General features: G+C 69.9%; 26 protein-coding genes. 11 read left to right on the top strand and 15 right to left on the bottom strand.

Annotated features, from left to right (window positions below):
- Positions 1 to 40: 40 nt before the first annotated feature.
- The 14 genes from ssuD to ACM14_RS11325 form a co-directional block, all read right to left on the bottom strand.
- Complete coding sequence (gene ssuD, locus ACM14_RS11390) at positions 41 to 1,195, bottom strand: FMNH2-dependent alkanesulfonate monooxygenase (RefSeq protein WP_065346188.1); 1,155 nt, start codon at positions 1,193 to 1,195, stop codon at positions 41 to 43.
- Entirely contained in the window at positions 1,192 to 2,340 is a 1,149-nt protein-coding gene (locus tag ACM14_RS11385; RefSeq protein WP_065346187.1) for a sigma 54-interacting transcriptional regulator, read from the bottom strand. The genes ssuD and ACM14_RS11385 overlap by 4 nt, the downstream gene beginning before the upstream one ends.
- A gap of 9 nt (positions 2,341 to 2,349) precedes the next feature.
- The gene (locus ACM14_RS11380; protein ID WP_065346186.1) at positions 2,350 to 3,531 is read right to left on the bottom strand and encodes an acyl-CoA dehydrogenase family protein; all 1,182 of its coding nucleotides are present in this window, start codon (positions 3,529 to 3,531) and stop codon (positions 2,350 to 2,352) included.
- Positions 3,528 to 4,151, bottom strand: a complete 624-nt coding sequence (gene msuE / locus ACM14_RS11375) for an FMN reductase (protein WP_013803959.1) — start codon at positions 4,149 to 4,151, stop codon at positions 3,528 to 3,530. The genes ACM14_RS11380 and msuE overlap by 4 nt, the downstream gene beginning before the upstream one ends.
- 271 nt (positions 4,152 to 4,422) lie before the next feature.
- Positions 4,423 to 5,724 carry an acyl-CoA dehydrogenase family protein gene (locus ACM14_RS11370; RefSeq protein WP_065346185.1) on the bottom strand — a complete coding sequence of 434 codons (1,302 nt, stop codon included), beginning with the start codon at positions 5,722 to 5,724 and terminating at the stop codon, positions 4,423 to 4,425.
- A gap of 88 nt (positions 5,725 to 5,812) precedes the next feature.
- Positions 5,813 to 7,177 (bottom strand): LLM class flavin-dependent oxidoreductase, encoded by a 1,365-nt coding sequence (locus ACM14_RS11365; RefSeq protein WP_065346184.1) that lies wholly within the window; start codon positions 7,175 to 7,177, stop codon positions 5,813 to 5,815.
- Between the two features lie 25 nt (positions 7,178 to 7,202).
- Positions 7,203 to 8,027, bottom strand: coding sequence for a MetQ/NlpA family ABC transporter substrate-binding protein (locus tag ACM14_RS11360; protein WP_012203704.1), 825 nt, complete (start codon positions 8,025 to 8,027; stop codon positions 7,203 to 7,205).
- 25 nt (positions 8,028 to 8,052) lie between these two features.
- On the bottom strand, positions 8,053 to 9,330 hold the full coding sequence (locus tag ACM14_RS11355) for an SfnB family sulfur acquisition oxidoreductase (protein WP_012203705.1): 1,278 nt from the start codon (positions 9,328 to 9,330) through the stop codon (positions 8,053 to 8,055).
- A 5-nt stretch (positions 9,331 to 9,335) separates the two neighbouring features.
- Positions 9,336 to 10,628 (bottom strand): SfnB family sulfur acquisition oxidoreductase, encoded by a 1,293-nt coding sequence (locus tag ACM14_RS11350; protein WP_065346183.1) that lies wholly within the window; start codon positions 10,626 to 10,628, stop codon positions 9,336 to 9,338.
- An 83-nt stretch (positions 10,629 to 10,711) separates the two neighbouring features.
- Positions 10,712 to 11,374, bottom strand: a complete 663-nt coding sequence (locus ACM14_RS11345) for a methionine ABC transporter permease (RefSeq protein WP_012203707.1) — start codon at positions 11,372 to 11,374, stop codon at positions 10,712 to 10,714.
- Complete coding sequence (locus ACM14_RS11340; RefSeq protein WP_065346182.1) at positions 11,346 to 12,539, bottom strand: methionine ABC transporter ATP-binding protein; 1,194 nt, start codon at positions 12,537 to 12,539, stop codon at positions 11,346 to 11,348. Before ACM14_RS11340 ends, ACM14_RS11345 begins: the two co-directional genes overlap by 29 nt.
- Positions 12,540 to 12,562: 23 nt before the next feature.
- Complete coding sequence (locus tag ACM14_RS11335; RefSeq protein WP_065346191.1) at positions 12,563 to 13,369, bottom strand: MetQ/NlpA family ABC transporter substrate-binding protein; 807 nt, start codon at positions 13,367 to 13,369, stop codon at positions 12,563 to 12,565.
- Positions 13,370 to 13,416: 47 nt separating this feature from the next.
- On the bottom strand, positions 13,417 to 14,232 hold the full coding sequence (locus ACM14_RS11330; protein WP_016449091.1) for a MetQ/NlpA family ABC transporter substrate-binding protein: 816 nt from the start codon (positions 14,230 to 14,232) through the stop codon (positions 13,417 to 13,419).
- Between the two features lie 267 nt (positions 14,233 to 14,499).
- Positions 14,500 to 15,072 carry a MarR family winged helix-turn-helix transcriptional regulator gene (locus tag ACM14_RS11325; RefSeq protein ID WP_065346181.1) on the bottom strand — a complete coding sequence of 191 codons (573 nt, stop codon included), beginning with the start codon at positions 15,070 to 15,072 and terminating at the stop codon, positions 14,500 to 14,502.
- A gap of 141 nt (positions 15,073 to 15,213) precedes the next feature.
- Here ACM14_RS11325 and ACM14_RS11320 point away from each other — a divergent pair, with 141 nt between their 5' ends.
- From ACM14_RS11320 to ACM14_RS11305, 4 genes are all read left to right on the top strand, one after another.
- Positions 15,214 to 15,672 (top strand): VOC family protein, encoded by a 459-nt coding sequence (locus ACM14_RS11320; RefSeq protein ID WP_012203712.1) that lies wholly within the window; start codon positions 15,214 to 15,216, stop codon positions 15,670 to 15,672.
- A gap of 39 nt (positions 15,673 to 15,711) precedes the next feature.
- Positions 15,712 to 16,398, top strand: coding sequence for a flavin reductase family protein (locus ACM14_RS11315; protein WP_012203713.1), 687 nt, complete (start codon positions 15,712 to 15,714; stop codon positions 16,396 to 16,398).
- Between the two features lie 10 nt (positions 16,399 to 16,408).
- Positions 16,409 to 17,212 (top strand): 2-oxo-hept-4-ene-1,7-dioate hydratase, encoded by an 804-nt coding sequence (hpaH, locus tag ACM14_RS11310; protein ID WP_016449088.1) that lies wholly within the window; start codon positions 16,409 to 16,411, stop codon positions 17,210 to 17,212.
- Positions 17,213 to 17,350: 138 nt separating this feature from the next.
- A complete protein-coding gene (locus tag ACM14_RS11305; protein ID WP_013803947.1) occupies positions 17,351 to 18,121 on the top strand; it encodes an SDR family oxidoreductase in 771 nt (256 codons plus the stop codon).
- 18 nt (positions 18,122 to 18,139) lie between these two features.
- On the opposite strand, the gene ACM14_RS11300 is transcribed toward ACM14_RS11305, so the two are convergent.
- Positions 18,140 to 19,147 (bottom strand): AraC family transcriptional regulator, encoded by a 1,008-nt coding sequence (locus tag ACM14_RS11300; protein WP_016454133.1) that lies wholly within the window; start codon positions 19,145 to 19,147, stop codon positions 18,140 to 18,142.
- Between the two features lie 192 nt (positions 19,148 to 19,339).
- Between ACM14_RS11300 and ACM14_RS11295 the strand changes: the two genes are divergently transcribed.
- The 7 genes from ACM14_RS11295 (at position 19,340) to ACM14_RS11265 (ending at position 25,867) form a co-directional block, all read left to right on the top strand.
- Positions 19,340 to 20,131, top strand: coding sequence for an SDR family oxidoreductase (locus ACM14_RS11295; protein ID WP_012203717.1), 792 nt, complete (start codon positions 19,340 to 19,342; stop codon positions 20,129 to 20,131).
- 36 nt (positions 20,132 to 20,167) lie between these two features.
- Complete coding sequence (locus ACM14_RS11290) at positions 20,168 to 21,463, top strand: styrene monooxygenase/indole monooxygenase family protein (RefSeq protein WP_065346180.1); 1,296 nt, start codon at positions 20,168 to 20,170, stop codon at positions 21,461 to 21,463.
- Between the two features lie 14 nt (positions 21,464 to 21,477).
- Entirely contained in the window at positions 21,478 to 22,005 is a 528-nt protein-coding gene (locus ACM14_RS11285) for a flavin reductase family protein (RefSeq protein ID WP_043824614.1), read from the top strand.
- A gap of 59 nt (positions 22,006 to 22,064) precedes the next feature.
- The gene (locus ACM14_RS11280; RefSeq protein ID WP_065346179.1) at positions 22,065 to 23,300 is read left to right on the top strand and encodes a dienelactone hydrolase family protein; all 1,236 of its coding nucleotides are present in this window, start codon (positions 22,065 to 22,067) and stop codon (positions 23,298 to 23,300) included.
- Positions 23,301 to 23,451: 151 nt separating this feature from the next.
- Positions 23,452 to 23,997: a MarR family winged helix-turn-helix transcriptional regulator gene (locus ACM14_RS11275; protein WP_065346178.1), complete on the top strand. Its 546-nt coding sequence runs from the start codon at positions 23,452 to 23,454 to the stop codon at positions 23,995 to 23,997.
- Positions 23,990 to 24,823: a class II aldolase/adducin family protein gene (locus tag ACM14_RS11270; protein WP_302621867.1), complete on the top strand. Its 834-nt coding sequence runs from the start codon at positions 23,990 to 23,992 to the stop codon at positions 24,821 to 24,823. Before ACM14_RS11275 ends, ACM14_RS11270 begins: the two co-directional genes overlap by 8 nt.
- A gap of 18 nt (positions 24,824 to 24,841) precedes the next feature.
- Complete coding sequence (locus ACM14_RS11265) at positions 24,842 to 25,867, top strand: 2-dehydropantoate 2-reductase (RefSeq protein WP_016454138.1); 1,026 nt, start codon at positions 24,842 to 24,844, stop codon at positions 25,865 to 25,867.
- Positions 25,868 to 25,884 lie beyond the last annotated feature (17 nt).

The raw sequence follows: 25,884 nt of genomic DNA, 5'->3' as shown, positions 1-25,884 counted from the left end.
ACAGACTCCGGTCTGGGCGGGGGCCGGGGCCCCGGGTGGCTCACGATGCGGATTGGCTGCGCTGGATGCTGCGGATGTCGAAGGCGCCGCCGGTCTGGGCCTGGTCGCTGGTGGTGACGGCCTGCTTGCCGAGCAGGGGGAAGACCAGCTCGGCAAAGCGGATGGATTCCTCCAGGTGCGGGTAGCCCGAGAGCACGAAGCTGTCCGCACCCAGCGCGGCGTACTCGCGCAGGCGCTCGGCCACGGTGGCCGCGTCGCCGACCAGGGCCGTGCCCGCGCCGCCGCGTACCAGGCCCACGCCGGCCCAGAGGTTGGGCGCCACCTCCAGCCGGTCGCGCCGCCCGCCGTGCAGCGCGGCCATGCGCGACTGGCCCACGGAGTCCATGCGCGCATAGCCGGCCTGGGCGCGGGCGATGTCCTCGTCGGTGAGCTTGCTGATCAGGCGCTCGGCATCGGCCCAGGCCTCCTCGTTGGTCTCGCGCACGATGACGTGCAGCCGCACGCCCAGGCGGACCTGGCGGCCCTGCTGCGCGGCGCGGCGGCGGATGTCGGCGAACTTTTCGGCCACGGCGGCGGGGGGCTCGCCCCAGGTGAGGTAGGCGTCCACCTGGCGCGCGGCCAGGTCGTGGGCGGCGTCCGAGGAGCCGCCGAAGTACAGCGGCGGATGCGGCTTTTGCACCGGGGGAAAGAAGTTGCGGCCCTGCTTGACCTTGAAGTATTTGCCGTCGAAGTCCACGGCCTCGCCGGCCAGCAGGCGGCGCCAGATGGTCAGGAATTCATCGGCGTAGGCATAGCGTTCGTCGTGGGCCAGGAAGATGCCGTCGGCCTCCAGCTCGGTGGCATCGCCCCCTGGCACCACGTTGAGCAGCAGGCGCCCGCCCAGGGCCTGGTCCAGCGTGGCGGCCTGGCGAGCGCTGGACACGGGCGCGCCCAGCGAGGTGCGCAGGGCCACCAGCAGCTTGATGCGCTGCGTGACGGGCACCAGGCTGGAGGCGACCACCCAGGGGTCCAGGCAGGAGCTGCCGGTGGGGATCAGCAGGCCGTCGTAGCCCAGCTCCTCGGCCGTGACGGCGATCTGGCGCATGTAGGCGTTGGTGGGGGCGCGGCCGAAGTCGGAGGTGCCGAGGTAGCGCGTGTCGCCCGAGGTGGGCAGGAACCAGAAGATGTCTGGCGATGCGTGGGGGTCTTGGCTCATGGGATCTCCGGGGACGATGGAAAAGACGGTGGCGCGGCCTCGCCCGGCACCTGGCCCAGGCGCTGCAGCCGCGCGCGCACCACGCTGCGGCTGATGCCCAGCTGGCGCGCGGTCTGCACCTGGTTGCCGCGGTTGCGCTGCCAGGCCTTGAGCAGCAGGGCGCCCAGCACGTGCTGCTCCAGGCCTTCGGCATGCACGTCGCACAGGCTGTCCAGCGCTTCGCCCAGGGCCAGTTCGGCGGCGGCGGCCTGGGCGCCGTGTTCGGCCTCGCGTGTGGGGACGGGATCGGGCTCGCCCTGGCTGCTGGCGATGTGCAGGTCGCCCGCGCCGATGTGCATGCCCTGGGTCAGCAGCAGGCTGCGGTGGATGACGTTCTCCAGCTCGCGGCTGTTGCCGGGCCAGTCGTGCTCCAGCAGCTTGCGCTGCGCGTCCTGGCTCAGTGCCATGGGCGCGTAGCGCATGCGCTGGCAGTAGCTCGCGATGAAGTGGCGCGCCAGCGGCAGGATGTCGGCCGGGCGCTGGCGCAGCGGCAGCACGGTGAGGGTGACGACATCGAGCAGGTAGTACAGGTCTTCGCGAAAGCGCCGCGCTGCCACCTTGGTATGCAGCGGCGCGCTGCTGGCTGCGAGCACGCGCACATCGGCTGGCGTGCGCTGGCTGGCGCCGATGCGGGTGACCGCCTTGTCCTGCAGCACGCGCACCAGCTTGCTCTGGATGTGCAGGGGCAGGTCGTCGATCTCGTCCAGCAGCAGGGTGCCGCCGTGGGCGTCCTCGAAGCGGCCGGGCAGGTTGCCGAAGGCCCCCGTCAGCGCACCGCTTTCGTGGCCGAAGAGCTCGGCGTTGATCAGGGCCTCGGACAGCGCGCCGCAGTTGACGGCGACAAAGGGGCCGTGGCGGCGCGGGCTCAGGCGGTGGATGTGGCGGGCCACCATTTCCTTGTCGGCGCCGCTGTCGCCCAGGATGAGGACGCCGGCCTCGCTGGCGGCCACCTGTCCCATGGTCTTGAGCAGGGCCTGCGAGGCCGGGTCTTGCAGTATCCAGGGCGCGGGCGCGGCGCCGTCATCGTGCGCGGCAGAGGCTGCGGGCGCGGGCGCAGGTGTTGCCGAGGACTTGCCGGGCGGCCAGGTGGGCAGACGGGTGTTCATGGCGCGGCGTCACGAGTAGAAGCTGGGCTGCGGATAGGTTCCGTTGAGCACCCAGTCGCCCAGTTCCTGCAGCTTGTAGTGCAGCGGGTCGTGCAGCGTCTGCGTGCGCAGGTTGCGCCAGAAGCGGTCAAAGCGCAGCGCCGCGTGCGTGGCGCGCGCGCCCGTGGCCTCGAAGATGCGGCTGGACAGGTCCAGCCCCGAGCGCGTGGTGGCAATCTTGGCGGCCGTCACGGCCACGGCGACTTCGCCGCGCTCGTGGGCGGTCAGCGCCGGGCCACGGCGCCAGGCGGCGTCAAAGCGCTGCGCGGCCTGCAGGGTCAGCAGGCGCGCGCCTTCCAGCGCGGCCCACAGCTCGCCATACAGCGCCTGGATGTGGGGGTCTGCGCCGGCCGCATCGGCAGGGGACTTGAACCAGGGCCGCGCCTCGTTCAGCGTGTAGCCGCGCGCCTGCTCCAGCGCGCCCTGGGCAATGCCCAGGAACAGATGGGCCAGGATGAGCTGGGCCAGCAGCGGGCGCAGCGCGGCATGCGGCGTGGACAGCGGGCCGGGGTCCAGCAGCAGCTCGGCCGCCTCCACGCGCACGCGCTCGAACAGGGCCGAGCCGCTGTCGGTCTGGCGCTGGCCCATGTTGTCCCAGTCGCGCAGCAAGGTGATGCCCGTGCGCTCCGTGGGCACCACGCCGATCAGCAGCTGGCCGCTGTCGGCATCGATGGCCGAGGCCACCAGCATCTGCGAGTCCAGCGCGCCCGAGGTGAAGCTTTTCTTGCCCGAAAACTCCCAGTGGCCGGGCTGGCGCGTGGCCGTGGTGCGGCGGTCCAGAGGGTTCAGCGTATTGCCCCAGAACCAGCGGTGGCGTGCCGTCTGCAGCAGCCAGGGCCGCCACTGGGCGGGCTGGCCGAACAGCTGCACGGTGGCCAGGTGCAGGTGCTGGAAGCCGTAGACATGGGCCAGCGAGCCGTCTGCCGTGGCCAGGATGCGCACCGTCTCCAGCGTCTGCACCCAGTCCGCGCCCAGGCCGCCCAGCTCGCGCGGAATGCTCAGTGCCAGCAGGCCGCTGGCGCGCAGCGCATCGCGCTCGGCCTTGGGCGTGCCGCCTGCGGCATCGCGCCGGGCCGCCGTGGCGGCAAGGCGCTGCGCCAGATCCTGCGCAGTGGCTATCGGGTCCGCAGGGACGGCCTCTGCCTGGCTCACGCGGGCTGCCCGGCCAGGGCCAGGTCGGCGGCTTCGGGAACGGGCCGCTGTGCCTCGGCCTGGGCCTGCACCAGCTGCTGCAGCGCACCGCGCAGCACCGGGGCCGACAGCTGCACGGTCAGCTCGATGCGCTGGCGCAGCGATTCGCTGTGCACCTGGCCGTCCTGGATGTCCTCGGGCGTGGAGTACACGCCAATGGGCAGGGTGAGGGCCGAGAAAAAGCCGAACAGCGGGCGCAGCTGGTGGTCCAGGATGAGGGCGTGGCGCGGGCTGCCGCCGGTGGCGGCCAGCAGCACGGGCGTGCCCTGCAGCGCGTCCAGGTCGATGAGGTCGAACAGGTGCTTGAGCAGGCCCGGCAGGCTGGCGCGGAAGACCGGCGCGCCGACGATCAGGAAGTCGGCCTGCTCGATGGCTTCGATGGCCTGCAGCGTGGCCGGCGGCAGGTCGTTCTTGGACAGGGCCGCGCCCAGATGGGGCTGCAGGTCCAGCAGGTCGATGACCTGTGCCTGCAGCGGCAGCTCCTGGCCCAGGCGGGCATGCAGGGCGTCCAGCAGGACACGGGTACGAGAGGGGCGGCTCAGGCTGCCATTGACGATGACAGTCTTCAGCGATCGGCTCATGGAAACTCCTTGGCGTGGGTTCCAGGAGGCAGCGCGGCATGCGGTTTGCGAAGACTGCCAGCCCGGATGAGGTGGGATGGATGCCTTCATTACAGGGCCGAACGCCGGTATGGCGAAAGAAACTTAACGCATTTGCTTATCGGTTTGGGTGCCTTGGCAAGTGCTTGTTTCTGAAAGGAATTTTGTGGCGCATGGCATGTGCTAATGCGTTCTGGCGATATGCGCACGGCCGCTGCGCCCGTCCCTGCGCAGCGCGGCCGCGCAAGGGCCTTCAGCCCGCCACTCCCGCCACTCCCACGTGCCAGTAGTAGATGGGGTCGGCGCCGTTGAGCAGGATGTCGCCCGCCGAGCGGGCCTTGTACAGCACGGGGTTGTGCGAGGCCAGGGTGCGCGCATTGCGCCAGTGGCGGTCCAGTGCCAGGTCTTCGGACAGGGCGCTGGAGCCGCCCACCTCGAACAGCCGCGCGGCCGCCTGCAGCACGGGATCGACCACGGCCACCTGGGCCTGGGCCGTGCGCAGCTCCAGGGCATGCAGCTGCTGCAGCGGCACCTCGCGCCCGGCCTCGCGCTCGCGCGCGATGCGGCCCAGTTCGGCGGCCACGTCGGCCACGGCCAGGCCTGCGATGTAGGCCGTGCCGGCCAGCTGGCCGACGATGTGCTGCACCAGCGGATCGTCCTTGGGCAGGGTGGCGCTGCCGTGGCTGAACACGCGGCGGCGCGCCTGCACGTAGGCGATGGCATCGCGCTGCAAGGCCCGTGCAATGCCAGCCAGGGTGGCCAGGTGGGCCAGCTGGAAATAGGCCACCAGGGGCGTGGGCTGGGCGCGCGGGAAGCGGATCACGGCGTCGTCGGGCACGCGCACCTGGCTGAGCACGGTGGTGCCCGAGCCGGTCAGGCGCTGGCCAAAGCCGCGCCAGTCATCGAAGCGCTGCACGCCGGCCTCCGAGGTGGGCACGACGGCGTGCACGGTCTGGTCTTCCCTGCCCGGCTCCACCGCGCGCGCCACCACGGTCACCCAGTCGGCATACAGCGTGCCCGTGCTGTAGAACTTGCGCCCGTCCAGCCGCCACCAGCCGGGCTGCGCATCGGGCACCAGGGTGGTCTGCAGCGTGCCCAGGGTGCCTGCGCCCACCTCGGTGGTGGCATTGCCGAACACGGCGCCGCGCGCGGCCAGCGGCAGCCAGCGGGCCTGGGTGGCGGCATCGCGGTCGATGAGCACGCGGTCCAGAAAGCCGAAGTGCGGGCGCAGGATCTGGGCGACGTTGGAGTCGGCCTCGGCCAGCTCGGTCCACAGCGCGAACAGCTGCTCCACGCTGGCGCCGGCCCCGCCAAGGCGGCGCGGCACGCGCAGCGCGGTGAAGCCGCTGTCACGCAGCCAGGCGATGGGTTCATGGGCCAGGCTGCGCGTGCGTTCGCGCTCGGCCGCACCCTGGGCGATGCGGTCGAACACGGGGCGAAAACGCGCCTGCAGGGATGGCAGCGAGGGCGCGTCGGGATCGGCCGGGCCGTCTGTGGTTGGGCCGGGCGCCGCGTAGGCCGCAGGCTCGGTGGCGCAGGGGAGGGTGGTAGTCATGGCTTTGCAAATTCAAAGGCCCGCCAACCCGGCCTGCCTGCAAGGCAGGGCCGGGCCACGGGCCGGTGGGGGAGGGTGGCTAAGGACTTCAACGCCGCCAGCGCGCGGCGGCGTGGCTGGCGGGCAGGCGGTCGCCCTGGCCGAACAGGCGCTGGCGCAGCGTGGCGTCCTCGCCGTAGCTGGTGCGGTAGCGGCCCCGGTTCTGCAGCTCGGGCACGACCAGGCGGGCGAAGTCTTCCCAGGTCTCGGGCGCGACGATGCGCGTCAGGTTGAAACCGTCGATTTCGCCCACGTCGATCCAGCGCTCCAGCTCGTCGGCCACCTGGGACGGGTCGCCCACGATGGTGGCGTAGCGGCTGCCCAGCGTGAACTGCTCCAGCAGCTTGCGCCGCGTGGTCCAGCCCTGCTTCTGCGCGGCCTGGGCCGCCGACTGGATGGCGTTGGTGTTGCTGAAGGAGATGGGGTCGTCCAGCCCGTACTGCGCAAAGTCCACGCCGGTGCTGGCGGCAAAGTGGGCCAGCCCGCTTTCCGCGCTGGCGTGGGCCAGGTAGTCGGCGTATTTCTCTCGCGCCTCGGCCTCGGTGCGGCCGGGCACCACGGCCACGCCGGCGTAGATCTTGATGTCCTCGGGGCGCCGGCCCGCGTCCACGGCGGCCTGGCGCAGCTGGCGCGAGGCCTCGCGCGCGGCCTCGGGCGTGCGCGCGCCGATGAAGATGCCCTCGGCATGCCGGCCCGCAAAGCGCAGCCCGCGCGGCGAGGTGCCGGCCTGGAACAGCACGGGCGTGCGCTGGGGCGAAGGCGCGCTCATGTGGATGGCGTTGGCGCGGTAGAACGGCCCCTCGTGCACCACCGGGTGCACCTTGCCGGGCAGGGCGTGGATGCGCCGCGCCTTGTCGGCGATCACGGCACCCTCTTCCCAGCTGCCTTCCCAGAGCTTGTAGGAAAGCTCCAGGAAGTCGTCGGCGCGGTCGTAGCGGCTGTCGTGCTCGGCCAGGCCGTCCTGGCCCAGGCCGCGCGCGCCGCTGTCCACATAGCCGGTGACGATGTTCCAGCCGATGCGGCCATTGGTCAGCTGATCCAGCGTGGTCACGTCGCGCGCGAAGGTATAGGGCTGGTGCGCGCCCACGGTGGCCGTGAGGCCGAAGCCGATGTGCCGCGTCACCGCCGCCATGGCCGAGACCAGCAGCCAGGGGTTGTTGACGGGCAGCTGTATGCCTTCGCGCAGGGTCAGGTCCACGCCGCCCTGGTAGACGTCGTAGTAGCCGACCACATCGGCGATGAAGATGCCGTCGAACAGGCCTTCCTCCAGCACCCTGGCGATGTGGGTCCAGTAGGCCAGCGTGCCGTACTCGGTGGAGCGGTCGCGCGGATGGGTCCACAGGCCGTGGTGTATGTGGCCCACGCAGTTCATGTTGAAGGCGTTGACGTGGATGTGGCGCTTGGCTTGCGTCATGGGGCGGGTCCTGCAGTCCGTTGCGTCAGTTCTTCAACCAGGCCAGGCGGTAGAGCTTCTGGTCGTTCAGGTAGAAGGCGTGGATGGTCTTGCGCACCACGTCGGAGTTTTTGTAGATGTCCAGGAAGCGGGCGATGCGCGGGTCGGCCGCGCGGTCGCTGCGGGCCACGAACTGGATGGCCCAGGAGTCGTCCTCGTAGCTGGTGTAGGCCAGGCCCTTGCTGGCATCGAAGGCCTTGGAGGCGATGATGAAATACGGAAAGCCCTGGGCCAGGTCCACGTCGGGCGTGGTGCGTGCCAGCTGCGGGCCCTCGATCTCCACGAACTGCAGCTTCCTGGGGTTGGAGACGATGTCCGCCTGGGTGCCCAGCAGCCCGGTGTCGGGGCGCAGCGTGATCAGGCCTGCGTGCTGCAGCAGGCGCAGGCCGCGGCCCACGTTGACGGGGTCGCTGGCAATGGCCACCTTGGCGCCCGTGGGCAGGTCGGCCAGGGATTTGTGGCGCGTGGAGTACAGGCCCAGATAGGACAGGATGCCCGCCTGCACGCTGGTGAACTTGAAGCCCTTGCTGCGCGCTGCATTGGCCAGGTAGTTGCTGTTCTGGTAGTAGTTGAGGTCGATATCGCCCGCGTCCAGCGCCACGTTGGGCGTGGCCCAGTCGGTGAATTCCACCACCTGCACGTCCAGGCCCTGCTTCTTGGCCTCCTTGGCGGCGGCTTCCACCGAGTCCGCGAAGATGCCTGGCACCACGCCGATCTTCAGGGGCGCGGCCAGGGCGCTGCCCGCGAGCAGGGCAGCGCCCAGGAAGGCGGCCAGCCGGGGCCAGAGGGTGGGGGAGGTCGTTGTCATCATTGCATTCCTGTGTCGTTGATAAAGGTCAGAGCGCGCCATGGCGCGGCGGGCGTATGCCGTTGAGCACGTAGTTGCCCACGGCGTGGTATTTCCAGCGCACGGGGTCGTGCAGGGTGTGGGTGCGCGCGTTGCGCCAGAAGCGGTCCAGGCCCTGTCCCGCCAGGGTGGAGGCCGTGCCTGCCAGCTCGAACAGCTTGCTGCCCGCCAGAAGGCTGGCGCTGGTGCTCAGCGCCTTGGCCTGGGCCACGGCCACCGAGGCGGCGGCCACGCTGTCGTCCGTGGGCGTGCGCTGGGCGGCGTCCACGGCCAGGGCCGCGCGGGCCACCAGGGCATCGGCGGCGCGCAGGCGCACGTGGACATTGCCCAGTTGCTGCAGCAGCAGCGGGTCCTGCGTGGCGCTGGCCACGCCCGCGTCCACCCAGGGCCGCGCATGCTCGCGGATGAAGGGCAGGGCGGCCTGCAGCGCGCCGTGGCCAATGCCCGCGTCCAGGGCGGCATGGATGATCTGGGCAAAGGGGCCGATGGTGGTGGGCCGCTCGAAGGAACTGGTGAAGGGCACCACCCATTCGGGCTCCACGCGCACGCGGTCGAACTGCACCGAGCCGCTGCCCGTCACGCGCTGGCCAAAGCCATCCCAGTCGTCGGTGACGGTGACGCCGGCCGCATCGCGCGGGATGAAGACCAGATACATGCGCTCGCCTTGCCCCGGCGCCTCTTCCTGCGCGCTGACCAGGGTGGGAATCCAGTGCGCGAACAGGGCGCCCGTGCAATAGAACTTGCGCCCCTGCACGAACCAGCCGCCGCTGTCGCGCAGCAGCCGGGTGCGGCGCTGGAAGTCGCGGTGGCCGATCTCGGCCAGCGCATTGCCCAGGCGTTCGCCGCGCAGCACACGGTCATAGAAGAAGGCCTTTTGCGCGGGCGATCCGCCCACGCGCAGCACTTCCAGCGAGTAATAGTGGTTCTGCGGAATGTGGCCGAAGTTGCCATCGGCCGCCGCAATCAGGGCAATGGCCCGCGTCAGCGTGGCCGTGGACACGCCCGCGCCGCCGTACTCCCGGGGAATGGTGATGCCCCACAGGCCGCTCTGGCTGAACTGCTCCACCTCCTGCCAGGGCAGCAGGCGGTCGCGGTCGCGCGCCAGGGCGCCGGGGGCGATGAGGGCGGCAAAACTGCGGGCCGCCTCCAGCGCCTCGGCCTCGCTGCCGATGATGTGGGCGGGCCGGGCCGGAGGCGCTGCGGGAGCGGGCTGGCTGCCCGGTGTGGAGGCCAGGGCCTGCAGCTCTTGGGTCGATGTCTGTGTCATGGCGGTCAGTTCCACTGGTGGCGGCGCGGCAGGGCGCCGTTGAGCAGGTAGTTGCCCAGCAGGTGGTATTTCCAGCGCACGGGGTCGTGCAGCGTGTGCACGCGGGCGTTGCGCCAGTGGCGGTCCAGGCGGTGGGCAGCGCGGCTGGCCGAGGAGCCGGCCAGCGCGAACAGGTGCTCGCCGGCCTGCAGCGCGGCCTCGGTGGTGAGGATCTTGGCCTCGGCCACGGCCACCGAGGCCTGGGCGCTGGCCTGCTCGTCCACCGCGCCACCAGCCGCTGCAGCAAGCGCATCCAGCGTGCGCGCGGCCTCCAGCAGCACGGCATGGGCCGCGTCCACCTCGATCTGCAGCTGGCCGACCTCGTGGATGAGGTGGGGATCGTCGCTGGCGCGCGCCACGCCGGAGTCCATCCAGGGCCGGCTCTTGTCGCGCACGAAGTCCACCGCGTCGCGCAGCGCGCCCTGGGCGATGCCCGCGTCGATGGAGGCCTGGATCAGCTGCGACACCGGGCCGGACAGCGAGGGCGTGGCCTCGAACTGCCAGGCAGGCACCACGTCCTCGGGCTGTACCTGCACCTGGTCCAGCTGCGCGCTGCCGCTGGCCGTGGTGCGCTGGCCGAAGGAGTCCCAGTCGTCGAACACGGTCACGCCTGGCGCATCGCGCCGCACCCAGACCTGCACGATGCGGCCCTCCTCGTCCTGGGCGCGAAACGGCACCCAGTGCGCGAAGGCCGAGCCTGTGGAGTAAAAGCGCGTGCCGCTGACGCGCAGGCCGCCTTCGGCATCGCGCGACAGGCGCGCCGTGGCCTCCAGCACATGCGCGGCGCGCCCCTTGCGCTCCGGCCCGGCATTGCCCAGGCGGTGGCCGGCCAGCACGTCGGCGAACCAGCGGCGCTTCTGGGACTCGCTGCCCATGTCCCGCAGGTTCTGCAGCACGGCGAAATGGTTCTGCGGAATCTGGCCCAGCGAAGGGTCGGCCGCGCACAGCGTGACGAAGACCTGGGCCAGCGTCTCGTAGGAAGCGCCCAGGCCGCCGTAGGCGCGGGGCACGGTGATGGCGCCCAGCCCGCTGGCCGTGTGGCGCTCGATTTCCTGCCAGGGCAGGCGCCGCTCATGGTCGCGGGCGGCTGCGTCCACGCGCCATTCATCGGCCAGGGCCTGGGCGGCCTGCAGGGCCTCGGCCTCGCTGGTGATGCGGTGCGGAGGGGAGGGGGGCAGGGGCAGGCGCCGCAGCGCCCCGCCCGGGGTGTGGTGTGTGTTGCCGGGCAAGGCTGCGCCCAGGGCATCCGGTGTGGTCATTCCGTGCCTCGTTGCTGAGTCGGTGGGGAGAGGGCCGCCAGGCGGCGGCCCCGGAGGGAAAGGCGTGGTGCCTGTTTTCAGCGTCAGCGGCTGCGCAGCCGGCGCACGTAGCGGTCGCCCAGCACCTGGACCACGGTGACCAGCGCGATCAGCACGGCAATCACCAGCAGCATCACCTGGGTGTCGAAGCGCTGGTAGCCGTAGCGGATGGCCAGGTCGCCCAGGCCGCCCGCGCCCACGGCGCCGGCCATGGCCGAGGAACTGATCAGCGCCACCAGGGTGATGGTGAAGCCGCCCACGATGCCGGGCAGGGCCTCGGGCAGGTAGACGTGGCGCACGATGTCCCACTTGCGGCAGCCCATGGCCTGGGCGGCTTCGATGAGGCCGGGATCGACCTCGCGCAGGCTGACCTCGACAATGCGCGCAAAGAACGGCGTGGCGCTGATGGCCAGCGGCACGATGGCCGCCCACACGCCGATGGTCGTGCCCGTCACCAGCCGCGTGAACGGGATCAGCGCCACCAGCAGCACGATGAAGGGCGTGGCACGGAAGCCGTTGATCACGCTGCCCAGCGCGCGGTGCGTGCGCGGCGAGGCCAGGAAGCCGCCGGGCGCGGTGACGATGAGCAGCACCGCCAGCGGAATGCCCGCCGCCAGCGCGATGCCGCCCGAGACGCCGACCATCATCAGCGTGTCGGCCAGCGCGTTGCCATAGCGCTCAATGGGAATGGACAGATTCAGCGACATATCCGAGATCCTTGATGTCATGCGCAATGGCCGCCGGGCCCTGCGTCAATGTGTGCCAGTCATGCGCGGCGGCGCCGCCGCCCAGCGCGATCAGCAGCTGCCCCTGGGCATGGCCCTGGATGCGGTCCACGCCGCCATGCAGCAGGCGCACCCGGCCGCCCAGGGCCTGGGCGATGCGCGGGAAGTCGGGCTCCAGCCCGTCCTCGCCGCGGTAGGTCAGCTGCAGGATGCGTTCGTGGCGGCCTGCGGGCGCGGTGCTCAGCAGGCGCTGGCGCAGGTCGTCGGGCAGGCCGTGCTGCAGCGGTGCCAGCAGGGCGCGCGTGGCCGGGTGCTGCGGGTTGCCGAAGACCTTCCAGACCTCGCCCAGCTCGGCGATGCGGCCCTGCTCCAGCACCAGCACGCGGTCGGCGATCTCGCGGATCACGCTCATCTCGTGCGTGATCAGGATGATGGTGATGCCCAGCTTGCGGTTGATGGTGCGCAGCAGCTCCAGGATGGACTGCGTGGTCTCTGGGTCCAGGGCCGAGGTGGCCTCGTCGCACAGCAGGATCTCGGGGTCGGTGGCCAGGGCGCGGGCAATGCCCACGCGCTGCTTTTGCCCGCCAGACAGCCGGCTCGGATAGGTGTCTGCCTTCTCCTGCAGGCCCACCAGGGCCAGCAGCTCTTTCACCCGCGCATCGATGCGTGCGCGCGGCAGGCCCGCCACCTGCAGGGGCAGGGCCACGTTGTCATGCACCGTCTTGGCCGACAGCAGGTTGAAGTGCTGGAAGATCATGCCGATGCGCCGGCGCAGCTGCACCAGCTGCGATTCGTCCAGCGTGCCGATGTCCACGCCATCGACCCGCACCTGGCCGCTGCTGGGCTGCTCCAGCCGGTTGATGGTGCGCAGCAGGCTGGACTTGCCCGCGCCGCTGCGCCCGATGATGCCGAAGATGCTGCCCGGCGAGATCTCCAGGCTGATCGCGTCCAGCGCCTGTACGGGCCCGGCCGAAGACTGGTAGGTCTTGGCCACGCCGCTGAAGGCCACGGCGCCGGGTCCACGGATGGATTCCCGCGTGCTGCCGGCCGCTGCCGATGAGCGCCTGCCCGCGTCATGGGCCGGCCTGTCCGCCTCGTGGGCCGGCCTGTCCGCCAGGGGCTGCCTGGCTGCAATGCTGGTTGACATGGCTGAAGTCCTCCCCGTGCCGCTCAGGGCTTGACCCAGGCCAGGTTGTACAGGCGCTTGTCGTTGGAAAAGGCGCGCTGGGCCTCGGCCTTCACCGCATCGGAGTTCTGGTAGATGCGGATGAACTTCTGCACCACGGGGTCCTGCGTGCGGCTGGCCTTGACCACGAACTGGATGGAAAAGCGCGCGTCCTCGATGCCCGAATACGCAAGCCCGCTGGAAGGATCGAAGGCCTTGGCCGCCACGATGAAGTGCGGGTAGCCCTGGGCGATGTCCACGTCGCCCGTGATGCGCACCAGTTGCGGCCCCTCGACCTCGACGAAGCTGAGCTTCTTGGGGTTCTCGACGATGTCGTCCAGGCTACCCAGGTAGCCCACGCCGGGCTTGAGCTTGATCAGCCCCACCTTCTGCAGCAAGAGCAGGCCGCGCCCCTGGTTCACGGGGTCGTTGGCAATGCCCACCTTGCCGCCCTGCGGCACCTGGGCGATGGCCTTGTGCTTGAGCGAGTACAGGCCCACGTTGGCCAGGATGCCCGTGCCCGCGCTGGCCAGCTTGTAGCCGTTCTTCTGGATGGCGTTGTCCAGGAAGGGCTGGTGCTGGAAGTAGTTGATGTCCAGGTCGCCCGAGTCCACGGCCACGTTGGGCGTGGTCCAGTCGGTGAACTCCACCACCTGCACATCGATGCCCTGGGCCTTGGCCTCCCTGGCGGCCACGGCCACCGAGTCGGCGTAGGCGCCGGGCACCACGCCGATGCGCAGCTTGTCGGCAGCGTGGGCGGAGAACAGGGCCAGGGCGGCCAGCGGGGCGATCAGGGCACGGGAAAGCTTCATCGGGATCTCCGGAAAAAAAGGTTCGAAAAAGGCAGAAAGGGGCTGCGTCACGGCTTGCGCCACGGCAGGCTGTACAGCCTGTCGTTGGCGGCGAATGACTTGTGGATCTGCGCCTGCACGGCGCCCGAGGTCTGGTAGATGCGCACGAACTGCGCAATGCGCGGGTCCCGGGCGTTGTCCTGGCGCGAGACGAAGCGGATGGCGTAGTACAGGTCGTCAATGCCCGAATACAGCAGCGCATTGCCGGCCACCTGCGGCCGCCCGGCGTTGACGAAATGGGCCGGGTAGCCCTGGGCCAGGTCCACATCGTCCAGCGCGCGCACCAGCTGCGGTCCCTCGATCTCGACAAAGCGCAGCCTGCGCGGGTTGGACACGATGTCGTCCAGCCCCGCGCGCGGGCCCTTGCCTTCGCGCAGCTGGATCAGGCCGGCCTTCTCCAGCAGCAGCAGGCCGCGCCCTTGGTTGACGGGGTCGTTGGCCACGCCGACGCGCGCACCCTCCTTCAGGTCGGCAAAGCGCTGGGTCTTGAGCGAGTACAGGCCGATGTTGGGCAGCAGGCCCGTGGCCACGCTGGTGAAGGCATAGCCGCGCTCGCGGATGGCGTTGTCCAGGAAGGCCTGGTGCTGGAAGTAGTTGAGGTCGATGTCGCCGGCCGCCAGCGCCGTGTTGGGCGTGGTCCAGTCGGTGAACTCGATGACCTGCACGTCCAGCCCCTGGGCGCGCGCCTCCTTGGCGGCGACCTCCACGGAGTCGGCCAGCGAGCCGGGCGTGACGCCTATCTTCAGCGCGGCGGCCGCCGCAAGGCCGGGCAGCGCCAGCGTGGCGGCGAGCGACCAGAGCAATGTGTTTCTGCGCGTGGGCAAGGCGTGGTTCCTCCAGCTCGGCCAGGCCCGGCGCCGGCGCCCACATGGCGCCTGCCGGCATGGCCTCTGGAGGCATTGCAACACCCGGCCCCGGCGCGCACCACGACGGAATTCACATTTCCTTATAGCGAGCCATGCGCGGCGCAAGGCATTGATCGCAAAGGAAATTTTGCACAGGCAAGATTGAGCTTATGCCCGCGCGAAATATGGCACCGTGCCGGCTGCGCAGGCTTGCGGCAGCCAGGGCAGCCTGCCGCGCTCCCAGGATCAAGCGCCCTGTTGCGCCTTCATCCTCGTCCAGGCCTTGAAGAGGATGGACTGCAGGCTGGCACGCTCGTCCTCGTCCAGGTAGTCGACCAGGGACTCGCACATGCGCCAGAAGGCCGGCAGCGCGCGGGCCAGCACCTCGCGGCCCTGGTCGGTGAGCGTCAGGTCGAAGCTGCGGCGGTCTTCCTGGCTGAGGCTGCGCGCCAGCAGCGAGCGCTTTTCCAGCCAGTCCAGCAGGCCCGTCACCGACGAGCGCGTCACGCCGACGTAGCTGGCGATATAGGAGGGCGTGACCACCGTGTCGCCCAGCAGCCCGCGCTCGGCCAGGCCGAAGATCATGAGCACGTCGAGCTTGCTCTCGGACAGGCCGAACGCCTGCAGCGATGCGTTGGCGCGCTGCTCCACATCGTCGGCCAGCCACAGCAGCAGCAGGCCCAGGCCGGCGGCCGGCGTGTCGGTGCCGGGCTGCGCGGTCTCGGCCATCAGGGCCAGGTGCGGGCGCAGCGCTTCGGGGGCATTGGCGAGGGGAGTGGAATCGGGGGCCGGTGCGGCAGCGGTCTTGCGCGGACTCATGGGAGTGGATGAAAGCAGGTGAAACCGGGTTGAAGCCGGGAGAAGAAATGGCGGTTGATTTTACGTCTTTCATATATTACGCTTTGTGTATAGTACGTTAAGCGTATTATTTGGCGGCACACAAATCTGCAAGGACATCCCATGCCCATCAAAGTTCTGGAACTCCACCATGTCGGATTCGGCGTCAACCACGCCCAGGCCGACGCCATGCTCGACTTCTACCGCGAAGTGCTGAACCTGCCGCAGGACGCCGCGCGCTGGAAGATCCCCGGCATCTACGGCTCCTGGATCAACCTGCCCAACGGCAGCCAGTTGCACATCCTCGGCAGCGAGGGGCCGTCGCGCTATGCGCAGGGCCCGGGCAAGGACCCCGTGTCCAACCACATCGCGCTGGCCGTGGACGACATCCTCGGCGCCGAGCAGGAGCTGCAGGCGCGCGGCGTCGATTACTTCACGCTGGACAACGTGGCATCGCCCAGCCTCAAGCAGCTGTTCCTGCGCGACCCGGCCGGCAACCTGGTGGAACTGCACCAGTCCAATGCGCGCGCCCCGGGCATCGCCCAGGCCGAGCAGGACGCGGCGCGCGCCGGCAACGAGTGACGCGACGCCCTCCCTTTTTCCCTTCCCCTACGGATTCCCATGTACTTTGAAATGCAATCGCTCAACAGCGAGCAGCGCAGCAACATCCTTCACTCCCTGGTTCTGCCCCGTCCCATCGCCTGGATCAGCTCGGTGGACGGGGACGGCACGGTCAACGTCGCGCCGTTTTCCTTCTTCAACGCCATGTCGGGCGATCCGCCGCTGCTGTGCGTGTGCATCGGCTCGCGCCAGGGCGTGCTCAAGGACACGGCGCGCAACATCGCGGCCACGGGCGAGTTCGTGGTGAACCTGGTGTCCGAGCCGCTGGCGCGCCGCATGGCGGTGACGGCCATAGAGTTCGGCGCGCAGGTGGACGAGTCGGCCCAGGCCGGCCTGGTCCTGGGCGATGCACGGCGGGTGAAGGCGCCGCGCATCGTGGACAGCCCTGCGTCCTTCGAGTGCCGCGTGCGCCAGATCATCGATATCGACGGCGTGCGCAGCCTGGTGCTGGCCGACGTGCTGGCCGCCCATGTCATGGATGCGGCCGTGGTCGATGGCGAGCTCATGTACTTTGACCCCGCGCCCATGGAGCTGATCGCGCGGCTGCAGAACCCCGGCTGGTATGGCCGCGTGGGCGATGCCTTCCAGATGCCCACGCCCTCGGTGGCGCAGTGGGATGCCATGCAGCGCCAGGGCGTGTCCGACAGCTACCTGGCCTGGGCCGACGATGGCGCCGCCGCGCGCTGAAGGGCCGCCCATGCTTGCGCAACACACCATAGACAGCCTGGCGGCCGAGCTGCACGCCAGCGAAAAAAGCCGCGTGCAGGTCCGGCACTTTTCCCGCCGCCATCCGGACATGACGGTGCAGGACGGCTACGCCATCTCGCGCGCCTGGATGCGGCTCAAGCGCGCCGAGGGCCGCACGGTCAGGGGCCACAAGATCGGCCTGACCTCGCGTGCCATGCAGCAGGCCGTGCAGATCACCGAGCCGGACTACGGCACCCTGCTGGACGACATGTTCTTCGAGCCCGGCGGCGACATTCCCTTTGCGCGCTTCATCGCTCCGCGCGTGGAGGTGGAGCTGGCCTTCGTGCTGGGCCGCGCGCTCAAGGGGCCGGGCGTCACCCTGTGCGATGTGCTGGCCGCCACCGACTGGGTGGTGCCCGCCGTGGAAATCATCGACGCCCGCATCGAGCAGAAGGACCGCGATACCCAGGCCATGCGCACGGTGCGCGACACCATCGCCGACAACGCGGCCAATGCCGGCATCGTCATGGGCGGGCGGCCCGTGCGCCCCGACGCGGTGGACCTGCGCTGGGTGTCGGCGCTGCTGCAGCGCAACGGCGTGATCGAGGAGTCCGGCGTGGCGGCCGCCGTGCTCAACCATCCGGCCACGGGCGTGGCCTGGCTGGCCAACCGGCTCGCGCAATGGGATGAGCAGCTGGACGCAGGCCAGGTGGTGCTGGCCGGCTCGTTCACGCGCCCCGTCACGGCCCAGGCCGGCGACAGCTTCCATGTGGACTACGGGCCGCTGGGCTCCATTGCCTGGCGCTTTGCCTGAGCTTCGTCCGCAGTGTGGCGATGGTGTCGCCTGCGGCACAGTCCGCAGGCCCGGCGCGTCGCCGACAATGCAGCGGCGCCGCCCGCCACCGGTGCGCGGGCGGCGGCTGCAACACATGCACTACAGGATGGACAAGCAATGGAGATGAAGAACGCAAAGACGGCCGTGGTCACGGGCGGGGGCACGGGCGTGGGCAAGGCCGTGGCGCTGGCCCTGGCGGGCGCGGGCTACCAGGTGGTGGTGGCAGGCCGCCGCCAGGCGCCGCTGGATGAGACCTGCGCCGAGGCCCAGGCAAAGTACGGCGCGGGCGAGCGCATGCTGGGCATTGCCACCGATGTCAGCGATCCGGCTGCCGTGGAGCAGCTGTTCGCGCGCACGGTGCAGCGCTTCGGTCGCGTGGACCTGCTGTTCAACAACGCGGGCCGGGGCAATCCGCCCGGCTCCTTCCTGGACTGGACGCCCGAGCAGTGGCGCGAGGTGGTCGATGTCAACCTCAACGGCATGTTCTATTGCCTGCAGCAGGCCTTCCGCACCATGCGCGACCAGTCGCCGCGCGGCGGCCGCATCATCAACAACGGCTCCATCTCCGCGCATGCGCCGCGCCCCAATTCCAGCGCCTACACGGCCACCAAGCATGCCGTCATGGGCCTGACCAAGACGGCTGCGCTGGACGGCCGTGCCTACGACATCGCCGTGGGCCAGATCGACATCGGCAATGCCATGACCGAGCTGGCATCGCGCATGGCCAAGGGCGTGCCCCAGGCCAATGGCGAGATCGCGGTGGAGCCGCTGATCGACGCGGATGTGGTGGGCCAGTCCGTGCTCTACATGGCCAGCCTGCCGCTGGAGGCCAATGTGCTGTTCCACACGGTGATGGCCACCAAGATGCCGTTCGTGGGGCGGGGCTGAACCGGAAAAGGCAGGCCCTCAGGCCTGCACGCGGCGGCTCGCCGTTTCGGACGGGAGCTCGCCGAAGCGGCTGCGGTACTGGGCCGCGAAGTGGCCCAGGTGCAGGAAGCCGTATTTCTGCGCCACGTCGCGCACGCCGGAGCCGGCTGCGACGCCCGGGCCCTTGGCTGCCTGGAGTTCGGCGCGCACCCGGTCCAGCCGCAGCTGGCGCAGGAAATCCATGGGCCCCATGCCTGCGTGCTGGCGGAAGGCGGCCTGCAGCGTGCGCGCGCTGCAGCCAGCCTCGCGGCAGACATCGGCCAGCGACAGGGGCTGGTCGGCATGGGCCTGCATGTACTCCTGGGCCTTGCGCACGCCGCGCGGCAGCAGGCTGCGCCGGCTGTCCCCGGCCAGTGCGCGGCTGTGGCTGTGCGTGGCCGACATCAGCAGGCTGGTCAGCAGGTATTCCTCCGCATGCTGGGCCAGTGCCTGCGTGGCCTGCAGGGCGTTGCCCGCATCCAGCGTGTGCCGCAGGCAGTCGATGAAATGCACCAGCGGTGCCAGCGCCGGCTGGTCCAGCGGCACGCCCAGATCGAACACCAGGGGCCGGCCTGCGGGCGCCTGCAGCAGCGCCTCCAGCCGCGCCACCAGGGCCGGGCGGGCCATGCGCACGATCAGGTGCGGGCTGTCGTCGGCCCAGCGCATGGACAGCGGCTCGGTCGGCGAGGGCAGGGAGGCCAGGCGCGGCGTGGCATCCACCTGCTGCGCGCCGCAGCGGATCTCGGCACTGCCGCGCAGGGGAATCTGCAGCAGGAAGAAGTCCCGCAGGTAGCCGGGCTCGATGTGCACGCCGGGACCGTACTGCACATAGTTCAGGCTGACGTTGCGGGAAAGCGGCGCGCTGTGGTGGCAGGCGTCCAGCTCGGCGCGCGGGCGCAGCATGCCCAGGCCATGCGGACAGAAGACGCGCGCCACGCTTTCGCGGGCCTCGTCCATGTCGTGGCTCTCGAAAAGCCGGTAGCGCTGCAGCGGCAGCGGTGTGTGCATGGCGTGTTCCATAGGCTGGGCAGAACGTAGCAAAAACCACCCGCTCCCACAATTCGGACCATTCCCCGGGAGCCAATTTCTGCGCGTCAGGGACAGCGCCTGCGCTTGCCGGATGCCTGCGCGGCCCGGCCCCCCGTAACGTGTGCTGCACAGGCCAGCCCGGCCTGGCATCCACACGGGAGAACAAGCGTCATGTTCAAGGGACTCGAAGGCAAAAGCGCCATCGTCACCGGCGGCTCCACCCTGATAGGCGCCGGCGTGGTGCGTGCGCTGCACGCGGCCGGCGTGAAGGTGGTCATTGCCGACATCGATGCCGACAACGGCCAGGTGCTGGCCGATGCGCTGGGCGAGGGCGCGCTTTTCGTGCGCACCGACATCACCGACGACGCGCAGGTCGCCGCCTGCGTGCAGCAGGCATGCAGCCGGCACGGCGGCGTGCACATCCTGGTCAACCTGGCCTGCTCGTATGTAGACGAAGGCCTGCAGTCGCCGCGTGCCGACTGGCTGGCCTCGTTCAACGTGAACGTGGCCAGCGCCGTGGCCATGCTGCAGGCCGTGCACCCGCACATGGTGGCCGCCGGTGGCGGGGCCGTGGTGAATTTCACCAGCATCTCTTCGGAAGCGGCGCAGACGGGGCGCTGGCTCTACCCGGCCAGCAAGGCGGCCATGAAGCAGCTCACGCGCAGCATGGCCATGGACCTGGCGGCCGATGGCATCCGCGTCAACAGCGTCTGCCCGGGCTGGACCTGGTCGGCGGTGATGGACCGGCTCAGTGGCGGCGACCGCGCCAAGACCGACCGTGTGGCCGCGCCCTTTCACCTGCTGGGCCGCGTGGGTGATCCGCACGAGGTGGCGCAGGTGGTGCTGTTCCTGTGCTCGGACCATGCCAGCTTCGTGACGGGGGCCGACTACGCGGTGGACGGCGGCTACGGCGCCATGGGGCCCGAGCGCGCCGTGGCCGCCATTCCCCAATTGATGGACTAGTACGCAGTACGGACACGGAGCCGCAAGGAGACAGCCATGAAGAAAATCGCCATCGTCGGAGCCGGCCAGTCGGGCCTGCAACTGGGCCTGGGCCTGCTGGCCGCGGGCCATCAGGTCACGATACTGAGCAACCGCACGGCGCAGGACATCGCCCAGGGCCGGGTCATGTCCAGCCAGTGCATGTTCGACAGCGCGCTGCAGATAGAGCGCGGCCTGGGCCTGGACCACTGGTCGCGCGAATGCCCGCTGGTCGAGGGCATCGGCCTGTGCGTGCCGCATCCGGCGCAGCACGGCGGGAAATCGGCCGACAAGGCCATCGACTGGGCCGCGCGGTTGAACGCGGGCGCGCAGTCCGTGGACCAGCGCCTGAAGATCCCCGCATGGATGGACGACTTCCGCCGCCAGGGCGGCGAGCTGGTGCTCAAGGACGCGGGCATCGCCGAGCTGGAGGAATGCACGCGCAGCCATGACCTGACCCTGGTCGCCAGCGGCAAGGGCGAGATATCGAGGCTGTTCGAGCGCGATGCCCATCGCTCGCGCTTCGACCAGCCCCAGCGCGCGCTGGCGCTGACCTATGTGACGGGCATGAAGCCGCGCGAGCCGTTCTCCGCTGTCTCCTTCAACCTGCTGCCGGGTGTGGGCGAGTATTTCGTGTTCCCGGCGCTGACGACCACGGGGCCCTGCGAGATCATGGTGTTCGAGGGCGTGCCCGGCGGCCCCATGGACTGCTGGGGCGATGTGAAGACACCGGAGCAGCACCTGGAGCGCAGCCGCTGGATCCTCGACACCTTCGTGCCCTGGGAGGCCGAGCGCTGCCGCGACATTGCGCTGACCGATGACAACGGCATCCTCGCGGGCCGCTTCGCCCCCACGGTGCGCAAGCCCGTGGCCACGCTGCCGTCGGGGCGCAAGGTGCTGGGCATGGGCGACGTGGTGGTGCTCAACGACCCCATCACGGGCCAGGGCTCCAACAACGCGGCCAAGTGCGCCGACACCTATCTGCGCAGCATCCTGGCGCGCAGCAATGGTGACGGAAATCGTGACGGAAATGGCGCATTCGACGCCGCCTGGATGCAGCAGACCTTCGACCGCTACTGGTTCGGCTATGCGCAATGGGTCACGCAGTGGACCAACATGCTGCTGGCGCCACCGCCACCCCATGTGCTCAAGCTGCTGGCCAGCGCGGGCACGCTGGCACCGCTGGCCAGCGCCTTTGCCAACGGCTTCGATGACCCGCGCACCTTCTTCCCCTGGTTCGCGGACGCGGGCGAGGCAGACCACTACATCGACAGCTGCGCGGCCATCGCCGCCATGGCAGCCGTCCCCGCCTAGCCGCAGAGGCCGCCATGAGCACATGCGACACCCCGGCCGCCGCCCCGGCCTGCTCCTTCGATCCGCGCGAGCTGCGCAAGGCCTTCGGCCAGTTCACCACGGGCGTGACCGTCATCACCACGCGCGCGCCGGACGGGCGGCGCGTGGGCATGACGGCCAACTCGTTCTCCTCGGTCTCGCTGGACCCGCCGCTGGTGCTGTGGAGCCTGGCGCGCCAGGCGCCCAGCGTCTGCGATTTCCAGGGCGCCAGCCATTTCGCCATCCACGTGCTGGCTGCGGGCCAGCACCTTCTGTCGCGGCGCTTTTCCACGCCGCAGCAAGACAAGTTCGGCGGCCTGGACTGCGCGGAAGGCCCGGCCGGCGTGCCCCTGATCGATGGCGTGCTGGCCCGCTTCGTCTGCCGCAACGTCCGGCAATACGATGGCGGCGACCACCTCATCTTCATCGGCCAGGTCGAGCGCTGCGAACGCTTCGACGGCGAGCCCTTGGCCTTTCACGCGGGCTACTATCAGGTGACGGTGCGGCACCCCGAATGCGTATGACGGGCCATGAAAAAAGCGGCACCGCAGCTTTCCCCACCCTTTGAAACGGAGACAGACCCATGCAGCAGAAAGAACCCCCGGCAAGCCGCCATGTGCGCATCAACGCGCTGGACGGCAGCGGCAGCTTCAACGCCTACCTGGCCGTGCCGGCCTCGGGCAGCGGCCCCGGCCTGGTGCTGGCGCAGGAGATCTTCGGCGTCAACGCCACCATGCGCGAGGTGGCCGACTACTACGCCGAAGAAGGCTACGTGGTGCTGGTGCCCGACCTGTTCTGGCGCCAGCAGCCCGATGTGGAACTGGGCTACACGCCGGCGGACTGGGAGCGCGCCTTCGGCTTCTACAAGGGATTCGACGAGGCCCTGGGCGTGCAGGACATCCAGGCCTGCCTGAACGCCTTGCGCCAGCGCCCCGAGGTCACGGACGGCAAGGCCGGCGTGCTGGGCTTTTGCCTGGGCGGCAAGCTGGCCTACCTGGCCGCCTGCCGCACCGATGCCGATGCGGTGGTCGGCTACTACGGCGTGGGCATCGAGGCGGCGCTGGACGAGGCCGAGCGCATCTGCTGCCCGCTCACCCTGCACGTGGCCGAGCTCGATGCCTTCTGCCCGCCCGAGGCGCGCCAGCGCATCGTCCAGGCGCTGGGCGGGCGTCCCGGCGTGGCCGTGCATGTCTATCCGGGCGTGGACCATGCCTTCGCGCGCAAGGGCGGCGATCACTTCCACCGCGCCTCGGCCCTGATGGCGCACGAGCGCAGCATTGCCACGCTCAAGTCCGCCATCGGCCCGCATTTCGACCTGGCCGCGCTGTGGGACAAGCACTGCGAGTACGAGTTCGCCACGCGCAACGTGGACGACACCATGGCCACCATGGTGGCCGAGCCCTATGTGAACCACATCCCCACCATGACCGGCGGCGTGGGCTTCAGCAACCTGCATGCCTTCTACACGAACCACTTCGTCAACAGCAATCCGCCCGACACGTCGCTGACGCCGATTTCGCGCACGGTGGGCGCCTCGCAGGTGGTGGACGAGATGCTGTTCTGCTTCACGCACACCACCGAGATCCCGTGGATGCTGCCCGGCGTGCGGCCCACGGGGCGGCGCGTGGAGATCCCGCTGCTGGCCGTGGTCAAGTTCCGTGGCGACAAGCTCTACCACGAGCACATCTACTGGGACCAGGCCAGCGTGCTGGTGCAGGTGGGCCTGCTGGACCCGGCGCTGCTGCCCGTGGCGGGCGTGGAGACGGCCCGCAAGCTGCTGGACGAGACACTGCCTTCCAACGAACTGCTCAAGCGTTGAGCGCGGCGCGGGCGCATGGGTTTCACCCTGCGCCCGCTTGCGGCCTGCAGGCCGCCCAGGGCTCTCAGGGTTGCCACCAATGTTGATATATCAACATTGATAGATCATGCGGCCATCGCAATCGCCATCGCCGCCCGGTTCCCTCCGCCCAATGCCCCGCCCACGCACATCCACGATCCCTGCCGCCGATGCCGCCACCGGCCCTGCACCGGACACGCAGGTCTGCAGCCACACGCTGGCGCTGGAGGACTTCATCACCTTCCGCCTGGGCGCGCTGTCCAATGCGCTGCAGACCCAGGTGACGCGCCACTACATCGCACCGGCATCGCCCGTGGGGCTGACCGAGTGGCGGCTCATGGGCCAGATCCAGCGCCATGGCGAGCTGCATGCCAGCGCGCTGTCGCGCCTGAGCCTGATGGACAAGGCCCAGATCAGCCGCGCGCTGCAGCCGCTGATCGACCGGGGCTGGGTGCTGCGCCGCGCCGATCCGCAGCACGCGCGCCGCCACCTGCTGCAGCTGAGCGAAGCAGGGCAGGCGCTCTTCGACGAGGTGCTGTCCCGCGCACGCCCCTACCAGGCGGCCCTGCTCAATGCCCTGACGGCCGATGAGCGCGCCATGCTGGACCGCATCCTGGACAAGCTGGGCCGTGCCTCCCAAGCGCTGGACCAGGGGCTGGACCAGGGGCTGGATGCCTGATTTCCCCACAAGCCACTGCACAACCCACCTCAAGACCCACCTCAGAACCCACCCCACGAGCCACACCATGAATTGCTCCATGCACCCTGATGAGCGGGCCGCCCGCATCGAACTGGCCGCCTGCTACCGCGTCTTCGCCATGCTGGGCTGGGACGAACTGATCTACAACCACATCACGGTGCGCCTGCCCGACAGCGTGACGGGCGGTGAAAAGCAGTTCCTGATCAACCCCTTCGGCCTGCATTACGAAGAGGTCACGGCCAGCAACCTGGTGCGCATCAACGTGCGCGGCGAGGTGCTGGACGGCTCGCGGCATCCGGTGAATCCGGCCGGCTTCGTGGTGCATGCGGCCATCCACGACGGACTGCCGGGCGCGCACTGCGTGATGCACACGCACACCACCTCGGGCATGGGCGTGGCCTGCCTGGAGCAGGGCCTGTCGCAAAGCAACTTCTACAGCGCCCAGCTGCACGGCATGGTGGCCTACCATGACTTCGAGGGCATCACCATCCATGCCGACGAAGGGCCGCGCCTGCTGGCCAGCATCGGCCGCCGCAAGGCCGTGATCCTGCGCAACCATGGCCTGCTCAGCTGGGGCAGCGACCTGCCCCAGGCCTTCGTGGTGCTGTGGACGCTGCAGCGCGCCTGCGACGTGCAGATGGCCACCCTGTCCATGGGCGCGCCGCGCATGGTCTCCGACGCCGTGGCGCGGCGCTGCAACGAGGACTCGCTGACCTTCAACGACAGCCACGGCGGTGCCCGCGATGTGTTCGACCACCTGGTGCGCCGCGTGAACCGGCGCGACAGCAGCTATCTCGATCTTTGAACCCGGAGCTTCCCGCGCATGACCATGGAACAGACAAGCATTTCATTCGACAAGGCCTGCATCTTCGGCGCCGGTGCCATCGGCGGCTGGATGGGCGCGGCCCTGGCCCGCGCCGGCTGCCAGCTCAGCGCCGTGGCGCGCGGCGCAGCACTGCAGGCCCTGCGCACCCAGGGCCTGACCCTGGTGCACGGCGAGCAGCGCGAGCACTTCGCGCTGCGCGCCGAACAGGACCCGGCCGCCCTGGGCGTGCAGGACCTGGTCATCATCTCCGTCAAGGCGCCGGGCATGCCCGATGTGGCCGAGCGCATCGCCCCGCTGATCGGCCCGCAGACCGTGGTGCTCACGGCCATGAACGGCGTGCCCTGGTGGTTTCTGCAAGGCGGTGTCGATGCCAGCGTGCGCGGCAAGCAGCTGAAAGCCGTGGACCCTGAAGGCCGCATTGCGCAAGCAATCCCGCTGGGCCAGGTGCTGGGCTCCGTGGTCCATGCCAGCTGCTCCAACGATGCGCCCGGCGTGGTGCGCCGCCACTTCGGCAACAGCCTCATCCTGGGCGAGCCCCTGGCCACAGGGCCCGGCCAGCCGCCCACGCCGCGCCTGGCAGCACTGGCCCAACTGCTGCAGCGTGGCGGCATCGAGGCCAAGGTCTCCGACAATATCCAGCGCGACGCCTGGTACAAGCTCTGGGGCAACATGACCGTCAACCCCGTCAGCGCGCTGACGGGCGCCACCTCGGACCGCATCCTGGGCGACGACCTGGTGCGCGGCCTGATCACGCGCGTGATGCTGGAGGCCAAGGAGATCGGCGCGCGCATCGGCCTGCCCATCAACGAATCGCCCGAAGACCGCCATGCGGTCACGCTCAAGCTGGGCGCCTTCAAGACCTCCATGCTGCAGGACGTGGAAGCCGGCAAGCCCGTGGAACTCGACGCCCTGGTGGGCGCGGTGCGCGAAATGGGCCAGCTGTGCGGCGTGGACACCCCGTTCACCGATGCGCTGCTGGGCCTGGCGCGGCTGCAGGCGCGGCAAAAGGGGCTGATGGCCTGACGCCGCAAGGGCCAGTA

The sequence above is a fragment of the Delftia sp. JD2 genome (genome assembly GCF_001682645.1).
Taxonomy (GTDB): Bacteria; Pseudomonadota; Gammaproteobacteria; order Burkholderiales; family Burkholderiaceae_C; genus Comamonas; species Comamonas acidovorans.
The sequence above is the reverse complement of the archived record's forward strand: the minus strand, read 5'-3'. Positions and strand labels throughout refer to the sequence as shown.